Raw genomic sequence first — 9,577 nt, 5'->3', positions numbered from 1 at the left:
GACCCATAGCCGGACGACGGAAAGAACCCGCTCGACCGATCCCCGCCGCCGCATCAGTGCCTGGATCCTGAGGCGCCTCTCCCTGCGGTGGAGACGAGTGTGAGTATGGGGAGACGGAAAAGCCGGCGGATAACTTGCGATCGCTTTTTGCGATGTGATGGATCGGAAGGGGTGTTTTCGGGCGGAATGCGGGCGTTGAGGGGGTGCAATCCCCCCAACTTTGTCATCCCGGACGTCCCCGCGAAAGCGGGGGCGAGCCGGGACAAGGGCGGGATTGCGTCGGATGGCGCAGTGAGCGGCGCGCTTGTCCCGGCTCTGCGCCGCGAAGCGGCTTGGCCGGGATGACAAACTTAGGGGGGGGCGGCGGTGATTGGGTGCGGACCCTAAAACACCACCACGCTACGGATGCTTTCGCCCGCGTGCATCAGGTCGAAGGCCTCGTTGATGCGTTCGAGCGGGAGGGTGTGGGTGATCATGGGGTCGATTTCGATCTTGCCGTCCATGTACCAGTCGACGATGCCGGGCACGTCGGTGCGGCCGCGCGCGCCGCCGAAGGCTGAGCCCTTCCAGACGCGGCCGGTGACCAGCTGGAACGGGCGGGTGGCGATCTCTTTGCCCGCTTCGGCCACGCCGATAATGATGCTTTCGCCCCAGCCGCGATGGCAGGCCTCCAGTGCCTGGCGCATGACGGTGGTGTTGCCGGTGCAGTCGAAGGTGTAGTCGGCCCCGCCCCCGGTCAGCTCGACCAGATGGGCGACGATGTCGCTGTGGTCCTTCGGATTGACGAAATGGGTCATGCCGAAGCGTTCGCCCCATTCCGCCTTGGCCGGGTTGACGTCGACGCCGACGATCATGTCGGCCCCGACCATCTTCAGCCCCTGGATGACGTTCAGGCCGATGCCGCCCAGACCGAAGACGACGCAGTTGGCGCCCGGCTCGACCCTGGCCGTATTGGTCACCGCGCCCACGCCCGTGGTCACGCCGCAGCCGATGTAGCAGGCCTTGTCGAAGGGGGCGTCCTTGCGGATTTTCGCCACCGCGATCTCGGGCAGGACGGTGTAGTTCGAGAAGGTCGAGCAGCCCATGTAGTGGGCGATGGGCTGGCCCTTGTAGGAGAAGCGGCTGGTGCCATCAGGCATGACGCCCTTGCCTTGCGTGGCGCGGATGGCGGTGCACAGATTGGTCTTGCGGCTGAGGCAGGATTTACACTGACGGCACTCGGGCGTGTAGAGCGGGATGACGTGATCGCCGACCTCCACGCTAGTGACGCCCGGCCCGACCTCGACCACCACGCCCGCGCCCTCGTGGCCCAGGATCGAGGGGAAGATGCCCTCTGAGTCCAGCCCGTCGAGCGTATAGGCGTCGGTGTGACAGATGCCCGTCGCCTTGATCTCGATCAGCACCTCAAACGCCTTGGGGCCCTCCAGATCGACCTCGACGATTTCCAGGGGGCGTTTGGCCTCAAAGGCGACGGCGGCGCGGGTTTTCATGTGGAATCTCCTCTCGGGCGTTCCTACCCTTAGTTTGCCGCTCCGCAATGAGGAACCTTCATGCGCTACCTCCACACCATGGTCCGGGTTTCGGACCTCGACGCCTCGCTGCACTTCTGGTGCGACCTGCTCGGTCTGGAGGAAATGCGGCGCATGGACAGCGAGCAGGGCCGTTTCACGCTGGTCTTTCTGGCGGCTCCAGCGGACCGGGCGCGATCCAGCGCCGAGCGGTCGCCCGAGGTTGAGCTGACCTACAATTGGGACCCCGAGCAATATTCGGGCGGGCGAAATTTCGGCCATCTGGCCTACAAGGTCGATGACATCCATGCGGCCTGTCAGCGGCTGCTGGACGGCGGGGTGACCATCAACCGGCCGCCGCGCGACGGATATATGGCCTTCGTCCGGTCCCCCGATGGAATCTCGGTTGAGCTGCTGCAGGAGGGCGATCCCCTGCCGCCCGTTGAACCGTGGGCATCCATGCCCAATACGGGGGCCTGGTAAGGTTAGGAGATCGTTGATTGCCGATCTCCCAATTGCGGCGTACTGTCGCACCTGTTCATGACAGGGAGGAATGCCATGACAGATAGTCCAATCGAGAATGCGGGTCGCGGCCTGCGACTGGTGGGCGGCTTCTACGCCATCCTTATGATTATCCTGGGTGTTGCGGCGCTGGCCCTGCCGGTGGTGTCGACGCTCGCGACGGTACTGGTCATCGGCATCGTCATGGCGGCAGGTGGTCTGATCGGCCTGATCGCCACCTTTACGGAGCGCCGCGGCAACGGCGTCTGGATGAACGCCCTGTGGTCGATCATGGCCCTGGGCCTCGGCATCTGGATCATCGCCCAGCCGGGCGTCGGAGCCGTATCGCTGACCATGTTTGTCGGCATCGTTCTGGTCGCGCGCGGGATCACCGGCATCATCCTGGCGTTTGACGGTCGGTATGGCTCGTCGCGGATCTGGCTAGGCCTGGGGGGTGCGCTCAGCCTGCTGCTGGGCGGACTGGTGCTGTTCAACCTTATGGAAATGGCGGGCCTGACCCTGGGCACCATCGTCGGCGTGGACTTCCTGGTGACCGGCGTGTCCCTGCTCCTCGCTTCGATGATGGGCAATCGCGCCTCGAGCTGACGCGAACCCCGGCACCGGATCAGGCGTGGCACGACGTCTTGTCGTCCTGACCGGTGCCGGCATTTCGGCCGAAAGCGGCGTCCCGACCTTTCGGGCCGATGATGGTCTTTGGGAAGGCCATCGGGTGGAGGACGTGGCCACGCCTGAGGCCTTCGCCGCCAATCCCGGCCTCGTCCAAGATTTCTACAACAAACGCCGGGCCCTGTTGCCCACGGTGCATCCCAATGCCGCGCATCGGGCCCTGGCCGACCTGGCCGCCCATTGGGACGGCGCGTTTCTTCTGGTTACCCAGAATGTTGATGACCTGCACGACAGGGCTCATGCCGCCGTCTCGCCGAGGCCCGGGTTCGAACTGATCCATATGCACGGCGAGTTGCTCAAGGTCCGCTGTACCGCCACGGATCAGGTGTGCGACTGGCGCGAGGATTTGGCCCCCTACCACGACAGCCCCTTCTCGTCGGACGGCTGGTTGCGACCGCACATCGTCTGGTTTGGCGAGATGCCGCTCGAAATGCCACGCATCTATGCGGCGCTGGAACGCTGCGACCTGTTCGTCTCCATCGGCACCTCGGGTGCCGTCTATCCGGCGGCTGGTTTCGTCCGAGAGGCCCGATTGGCCGGAGCGCGGACGGTGGAAATCAATCTGGAGCCGTCGCTGGCAGCCAGTGCGTTCGAAGAGCATCTCTATGGCCCGGCCACCGAGATGGTGCCGCCTTTCATCGCGACACTCTAATCGCGTCGCCGCCAGCTCAGGGTGATCGCCGCGCCGCTTGAACGATCCGAGGGCGCGATGACCGCCTGACGGTCCTCTCCGGCCCAGACGATGACTCCAAGCGTCGCGCCCCCCTGGACGAAGACCCGGCTCATCCCCAAGGCGGTCAGGGTTTCAGCGGCGAGGTCTGAGAGCTGGATGACACCAGCCTCGGCCATGTCGACAGAGCAGACCTGATCGTTGTCGTTGATCAGAACAACCCGGCCACGATGGGTGAGAGAACCGTCCAAGACGACGAAAGACGGTGGATTGGCTGGGTTGAGATTGGGAGCCGCGCGGTAATCGGCGGCGATGCCGGCCTGAACGGCGGCAGCCAGATCACCTGTCTGCAACCAGGGACCACAGATCTCTGTCAGCGTCACGCGCGTGATCAGCGGGATATTCATGGATTGCGCCGAGGCCGCCGGGGCCGCCACAAGCGCCATCGCCATGATCGGGGCTGCTATCGCACGCATTCGTCCCTCCTGTTCGAGGCGGCTTAGCGCGCCACGAACCAAGGGGCCACTGACCGGGCCTGACGGCCTAGCCGAGCCAATGCATGTGTTCGACCAGTATGGTCACGCCGATCCCGATCAGCAGCACGCCGCCCAACCCTTCTGCCAGCTTGCCGAAGCGAGCCCCGACCGCGCTTCCGATCATCATGCCCAGGGTCGTCAGGGCAAAGGTGGTGAAGCCGATGCTCAGCGCGACAATCCAGATATTCGCCCCAATGAAAGCCAGGCTGACGCCGACCGCAGCCGCATCGATCGAGGTGCCGATAGCCGTGGCAATCAGGCCCAGCAGGCCGCGGCGGGCCGAAGCCTCGGCATCAAACGCCTCAACCGGCTGAAACGCCTCCCACAGCATTCTGGCCCCGACAGCGCCGAGCAGCCCAAAGGCGATCCAGTGATCAATCGCCTCAACGAAGCTGGCCGCCACCAGGCCGAGCGACCAGCCGATGATCGGCGTAATCGCCTCAATCACGCCGAAGACCAGGCCATTGCGCACCGCCTTGCCCAGCGGCGGGCGGTGCGAAGCCCCGCGCCCAACCGCCGCCGCAAAGGCGTCGGTCGACATGCTCAGGGACAGGGCCGCAATCGCGAGAGGGGTCATGTTGAAAAGTCCGCCGGGCACACAAGACAGCGCGCTCTCGCACTCCGCCGGTCAGGAGCCGAAAGGCACGCTGGTCTCGCTAGGCGGCCACCGGCAAACGGTGATCTCGCTGGTCACGCCACGCCCCGAGAGGCGAGTCTGTTGACGTGACCCCGGCATATGTCTGGGTGCCGGAAGCTACTCCCCAACGGTGCGCTGACTACAGCGAGGGCGTGGCCGATGCAACCTGCGCCGTACCGGCGCGCGGCGATCAGGTTTGGAAAGATGCGGTCGCGGCCGCGTTCTGCCAAACGTGCGGCATCGACCACCGCGTCGATCGGCCCCGGCTTCCAACAGGAGGTGCGGGGCCGACGCGTCTTTGCCCTCAGGGAGAGACGCCATGTCGGATGAAATGAAGCGCCAGCGCCGTCGCCGGGATGCCTTGCGCATGAAGGCCAAGGCGCGCCGAATCTATCCAGACAGGCTCAAGGCTCACTACTGGGCGGACCGCCTGGCCGTCTGTTCATGCGCCATGTGCGGCAATCCACGGCATGTCTGGAAAGGCGAGGCCGAGACGGTTCAGGAGTGGAAGGCACGCCTGCGCGAAACTGACGAGGACTGATGGCGGGTTTGCAGCGCGGCGTTCCTGGGCCATGTAGGGCCATGGGGGAAACTGCGGACCAGACGCCGAGGGGCCTGTCGATCTTCAGCCTGTTGGCGATCATCGTCACCGGCCTGATCCCGATCTGGGGCGTGATCAACTACGGCTGGGACGCGATCCAGATCGTCGTCCTGTTCTGGCTGGAGACCCTGCTCGTGGGGATTTTCACCTGGCTGCGGGTGCGCGACGCTGAGCGCAACGCAGCACAGGACGAACCTTTCCAGCTCAGCGTCTTCTTCCTCATTCACTACGGCCTGTTCTGGCTGGTCCACGGCGTCCTGACCTGGCTTCTGGTGCTGGTGTTCATGCCGGGCGGAGGCTGGAATGCCGCCTGGTTATCGACCTTTGGCGACCGCTCGTTCTGGCTGGCGCTCATCGGGATCGGGCTGATGCTGACGATGATGTACTGGCGCGACTGGGCCAGGCCCCAGGCTTGGCGAGGGGCCGACCCCGCCGCTGAGATGTTCCGGCCCTATGGTCGGGTCGTTGCCCTGCACCTGGCGGTCATCGGCGGGTTCTGGATCGTCAGCCTCAGCGGCGGCGCGCGCAATCTGGTCATCCTGCTCTGCGTGGCCAAGATGCTCATCGATGTGGGGGTGTCGCTCTGGCAAGCCGGCTTCAAGGTACGGCTTGAGGCGGTGCGATGACCGACCAGCCCGCCCGATTCCCGCTGGCCAAGGTCTGGACCGTCATCTCGATCGTGTTCGGCAATCTGTTGCCGGTTTTCGGGGTCCTGTTCCTGGACTGGGATCCGGGCTTGATCCTGATCCTCTACTGGATCGAGAACTTCTTCGTGGGCTTGTTCACCGTGCCACGCATCCTGATGGCGCAAGGACCGCCGCCGACAGCGGGATCGGTGATCGGAGGAACGCCGTTGATAGCGCGCCTAGGGACAGCGGCTTTCTTCACCTTCCACTACGGCGTCTTCTGGATCGTCCATGGCTTTTTCGCCTTGCTGTTGGCGAGCGAGATTTCCCCGGGAGAGTCCTCCCCCGAGGAGATGCGCGGCTTCGGCCTGGCCATCATCGGCATCTTGGTCATTCAGGCCATGCAATTCTGGCAGGGGTGGCTCCGCCCCAGGGCCTGGGAGACGGCCAATCCCAAGATGGAAATGTTCCTGCCCTACCCGCGGGTCATGGTGCTGCATATCACGGTGCTGCTCGGCGCAGCCGGCCTGAATGCGATCGGCGCACCGACCTGGACGATGCTGCTGCTGTGCATCGGTAAGATGGCCATCGAGCTGACCGGCACGCTCGGCAAGAACTGGCTGGCCAAGGCGCGCATCGACTAAATTCCATCGACGGCTGAAGCAGCGCCTTGCCCGGCCTTGTACCGGGGTCCCATTACCGCATCGATCGTTCGTGAGTTTCGATGTTCCAGCCGTCCACCGGGTGTCGAGGTAATGGGTAGCCGGGACAAGCCCGGCTATGACGGACGTACCTGGAACCCGGCAAGATGCACCGCTGAATGTCGATTGACCCTAGGCGTCGACCTTCACGACCCCGCGCCGGATCTGGTCCAGCTCGATCGAGTCGAACAGGGCCTGGAAGTTGCCCTCGCCGAACGCCTGGTTGCCCTTGCGCTGGATGATCTCGAAGAAGATCGGGCCGAAGGTATCCTGGGTGAAGATTTGCAGCAGCAGGCCGTCTTGGTCCGAGCCGTCGATCAGGATGCGGTTCGCACGCATCCGCTCCACGTCTTCGCCATGGCCCGGCAGGCGTTTGTCGATCAGGTCGAAATAGGTTTCGATGGTGTCCTGGAAATCGATGCCGCGCCGCTTCATCTCTTCGACCGTTTCGAAGATATTGTCGGTGTGCAGGGCGATGTGCTGGATGCCCTCGCCGTTGTAGCGACGCAGGAACTCCTCGATCTGGGATTGCTCGTCCTGGCTCTCGTTCAGCGGAATGCGGATCATGCCGTCCGGCGCGACCATGGCTTGCGAGAACAGGCCGGTCGCCTTGCCCTTGATGTCGAAATACTTCTGCTCCTCGAAGCCGAAGACGTCGCCATAGAAGCCCGACCAGGTCCGCATCTGGCCCTTGCGGACGTTGTGCGTGAGGTGATCCAGCAGCGTCAGGCCCACCTGGTTCTTCGCCTCGGCCTCGGCCCAGCCCGGCGCTTCGGTCCAGCCGTCATAGAGGCTTTCGCCCCCGAACTGGTCGACGAGATACAGCAGGCTGCCGCCGATGCCTTGCAGCACATAGGGATAGTCGCCCAGGGCGTTCTGCGGTGCCTCAGCCGGCCTGGCACCGCGCTGGACAGCCAGATCATAGGCCTCGGCGGCATTCTTGACGCGGAAGGCCATGCCGGCGGCTGACGGGCCATGAGCCTCACGGAAGGCCACAGCATTGGGCTCGTCAGAGGAGTTGATCAGGAAGCTGATGTCGCCCTGCTTCATCCGCACCACGCCACCGTCCGGGCGAGTATGCGAAGCAACGAAGCCCATCTTTTCGAAATGGGCCTTCATGGCCTGGGGATCGGGGCTGACGAACTCGACGAATTCAAAGCCGTCCAGGCCCATCGGATCGGTCGGGTTGGCTGTCATGGCGGCCTCCTGCTGTGTCTCGGTTGCGCGGAACCTAGGCACTGGCGACCCGAAAGCCAAGGTGAGGCCGTGCGGAAGTCACGCCTGCGGCGCGGTGCCCCGTCCGTTGGGGCGGCTTTTTGGTGGATCAACCCGCGCGGGCGGCTCGTCGAATGGCCTGTTCGTCCATGGCTGCGGATTCGCGACGAGCGAGCGCGGCCAACTGGCTCAATCGGGTCGCCTCGGCGACGTGTTCGAACTTCTTGAGCTCCTCGAACGCCGACATCAGGGCGTCTCGGGCCCCCAACTCTTCCGATTCAACCTCGCGCAGATCGGATTGGGCGGTATCGCGACGCAGCTTCCAGCCACCCAGATACGCCTCAAGCAGCCGGCCCGACGACGGACAGGCGCGCGCATTCTCTGTTTCCAGCTCGCGTTCGGCATCCAGCACGGCAATGCGCATTTCGGCGGTTGCCCGGCGCGTGGTGATGTCCGCCAGACGCTTCTGCAGCGTCTCTACCTCGTAGTTGGAGATGCGGATCAGCGACTGTGCCCACTTAGTCATTGGATCGGCTCCTCAACCCTGCCCTGGTTCAGTATGGCTGCCAGACGAGCAAACGCTTCGTTAAGAGGCGTCGAATCGTCCTTGTCCTGACGCAGGAATTCCTCGAGCGACGGGTTCAGGGCAATGGCCCGGTCAACGATGGGGTCGGCACCGGCGCGATAGGCCCCGATGCGGATCAGCTCTTCCATGTCGGCATAGGATGACAGGCTCAGGCGCGCCCGCTTGTTCAGTTCACGCTCCTCGGGCGTCTGACAGTCCGGCATCGTCCGGCTGACGGACTTCAGCACATCGACAGCCGGGAAACGTCCGCGCTCGGCGATCTTGCGATCCATGACGATGTGGCCGTCGAGAATCCCGCGCACGGCGTCGGCGATGGGCTCGTCGTGGTCGCCGCCGTCCACCAGCACGGTGAACAGGCCGGTGATCGGCCCGCCCCGCTTGCCATTCGGCCCGACAGGCCCCGGCCCCGCACGTTCCAACAGCTTGGGCAGTTCGGAAAAGACGGTGGGCGTATAGCCCTTGGTCGTTGGCGGCTCGCCCGCCGCCAGGCCGATCTCGCGCTGGGCCATGGCGAAGCGGGTGACCGAATCCATCAGGCACAGGACTTCCAGACCCTGATCCCGCAGATATTCCGACAGGGCCAGGGTCATATAGGCGGCCTGGCGGCGCTTCAGCGCCGGCTCGTCAGACGTGGCCACGACGACGATGGATCGGGCCAGCCCGGCCTCGCCCAGCGTTTCTTCGATGAATTCGCGGACCTCTCGGCCCCGCTCCCCGATCAGGCCGACGACGACGGCATCACAGGTCGCCTCGCGCGCCAGCATCGACAGCAGCACCGACTTGCCGACACCCGACCCGGCAAAGATACCCAGGCGCTGCCCCCGACAGGTGGTGACGAAACAGTCGAGCGCCCGCACGCCCAGGTCCAATCGTTCCCCCACACGATCCCGCGCGTGGGCGGCAGGCGGCGCGGCGCGCAGCGGATAGGGAACGGGCCCGCGCGGCAGCGGCCCCTTGCCGTCGATCGGCTCACCGAAAGCATCGACGATGCGACCCAGCCAGGCGGTCGTGGGCCGCACATTGGCACCGTCTGCCACCAGCCGGATATCGGCACCGGGCGACACGCCCTCGACCGGTCCGAACGGCATCAGCAGGGCCTTGGAATCGCGAAATCCCACCACCTCGGCCGGCAGGGGATCGTTGGCGGCGCTACGGATGATCTCGGCCCGGGCCCCAACCGACAGACGCGACAACCCACCGCGGGCCTCGATCAGCAGGCCCGACACCGCCGCGACCTTGCCGGTCACGACCAGCGGATCGACGGCGCGGACAGACTGAATGAGATGACGCAAACCTAGGCCCCGCGGAA

General features: G+C 64.9%; 12 protein-coding genes and 1 riboswitch. Of the genes, 6 read left to right on the top strand and 6 right to left on the bottom strand.

From position 1 onward, the window contains the following. Positions 1–383: 383 nt before the first annotated feature. A complete protein-coding gene (locus G391_RS0108420) occupies positions 384–1,490 on the bottom strand; it encodes an S-(hydroxymethyl)glutathione dehydrogenase/class III alcohol dehydrogenase (protein ID WP_029087128.1) in 1,107 nt (368 codons plus the stop codon). Positions 1,491–1,550: 60 nt separating this feature from the next. On the opposite strand from G391_RS0108420, the gene G391_RS0108415 reads away from it, so the two are divergent. The 3 genes from G391_RS0108415 to cobB all read left to right on the top strand — a co-directional run bounded on the left by G391_RS0108415 (position 1,551) and on the right by cobB (position 3,348). Further along, entirely contained in the window at positions 1,551–1,991 is a 441-nt protein-coding gene (locus G391_RS0108415; protein WP_029087127.1) for a VOC family protein, read from the top strand. 75 nt (positions 1,992–2,066) lie between these two features. Next, on the top strand, positions 2,067–2,615 hold the full coding sequence (locus G391_RS0108410; protein ID WP_029087126.1) for an HdeD family acid-resistance protein: 549 nt from the start codon (positions 2,067–2,069) through the stop codon (positions 2,613–2,615). 25 nt (positions 2,616–2,640) lie between these two features. Next, positions 2,641–3,348, top strand: coding sequence for a Sir2 family NAD+-dependent deacetylase (gene cobB, locus G391_RS0108405; protein WP_029087125.1), 708 nt, complete (start codon positions 2,641–2,643; stop codon positions 3,346–3,348). Here the strand turns inward: cobB and G391_RS0108400 are convergent. Beyond that, entirely contained in the window at positions 3,345–3,842 is a 498-nt protein-coding gene (locus tag G391_RS0108400) for a hypothetical protein (RefSeq protein ID WP_029087124.1), read from the bottom strand. The two genes, cobB and G391_RS0108400, sit on opposite strands and share 4 nt — an antisense overlap. A gap of 67 nt (positions 3,843–3,909) precedes the next feature. Further along, positions 3,910–4,479, bottom strand: a complete 570-nt coding sequence (locus G391_RS0108395) for a manganese efflux pump MntP (protein WP_029087123.1) — start codon at positions 4,477–4,479, stop codon at positions 3,910–3,912. Between the two features lie 55 nt (positions 4,480–4,534). Next, a riboswitch (yybP-ykoY riboswitch) is annotated at positions 4,535–4,677 on the bottom strand. Between the two features lie 181 nt (positions 4,678–4,858). Here G391_RS0108395 and G391_RS0108390 point away from each other — a divergent pair. Genes G391_RS0108390 through G391_RS0108380 form a run of 3 tightly spaced genes read left to right on the top strand, consistent with a single transcriptional unit; the run spans position 4,859 to position 6,410 of the window. Beyond that, positions 4,859–5,080, top strand: a complete 222-nt coding sequence (locus tag G391_RS0108390) for a hypothetical protein (RefSeq protein ID WP_029087122.1) — start codon at positions 4,859–4,861, stop codon at positions 5,078–5,080. Between the two features lie 41 nt (positions 5,081–5,121). Then, positions 5,122–5,766, top strand: coding sequence for a DUF6498-containing protein (locus G391_RS0108385; protein ID WP_035304031.1), 645 nt, complete (start codon positions 5,122–5,124; stop codon positions 5,764–5,766). Beyond that, a complete protein-coding gene (locus G391_RS0108380) occupies positions 5,763–6,410 on the top strand; it encodes a DUF6498-containing protein (protein ID WP_029087120.1) in 648 nt (215 codons plus the stop codon). The genes G391_RS0108385 and G391_RS0108380 overlap by 4 nt, the downstream gene beginning before the upstream one ends. A gap of 189 nt (positions 6,411–6,599) precedes the next feature. On the opposite strand, the gene hppD is transcribed toward G391_RS0108380, so the two are convergent. The 3 genes from hppD to fliI form a co-directional block, all read right to left on the bottom strand. Then, a complete protein-coding gene (gene hppD, locus G391_RS0108375) occupies positions 6,600–7,664 on the bottom strand; it encodes a 4-hydroxyphenylpyruvate dioxygenase (RefSeq protein WP_029087119.1) in 1,065 nt (354 codons plus the stop codon). Between the two features lie 127 nt (positions 7,665–7,791). Further along, a complete protein-coding gene (locus G391_RS0108370; protein WP_029087118.1) occupies positions 7,792–8,208 on the bottom strand; it encodes a flagellar export protein FliJ in 417 nt (138 codons plus the stop codon). Next, the gene (gene fliI, locus G391_RS0108365; protein ID WP_029087117.1) at positions 8,205–9,560 is read right to left on the bottom strand and encodes a flagellar protein export ATPase FliI; all 1,356 of its coding nucleotides are present in this window, start codon (positions 9,558–9,560) and stop codon (positions 8,205–8,207) included. The genes G391_RS0108370 and fliI overlap by 4 nt, the downstream gene beginning before the upstream one ends. Positions 9,561–9,577: the final 17 nt, after the last annotated feature.

This window comes from Brevundimonas aveniformis DSM 17977, assembly GCF_000428765.1.
GTDB classification, from domain to species: domain Bacteria; phylum Pseudomonadota; class Alphaproteobacteria; order Caulobacterales; family Caulobacteraceae; genus Brevundimonas; species Brevundimonas aveniformis.
Note: the sequence above shows the minus strand (reverse complement) of the source record. Positions and strands in the feature narration are given on the sequence as shown.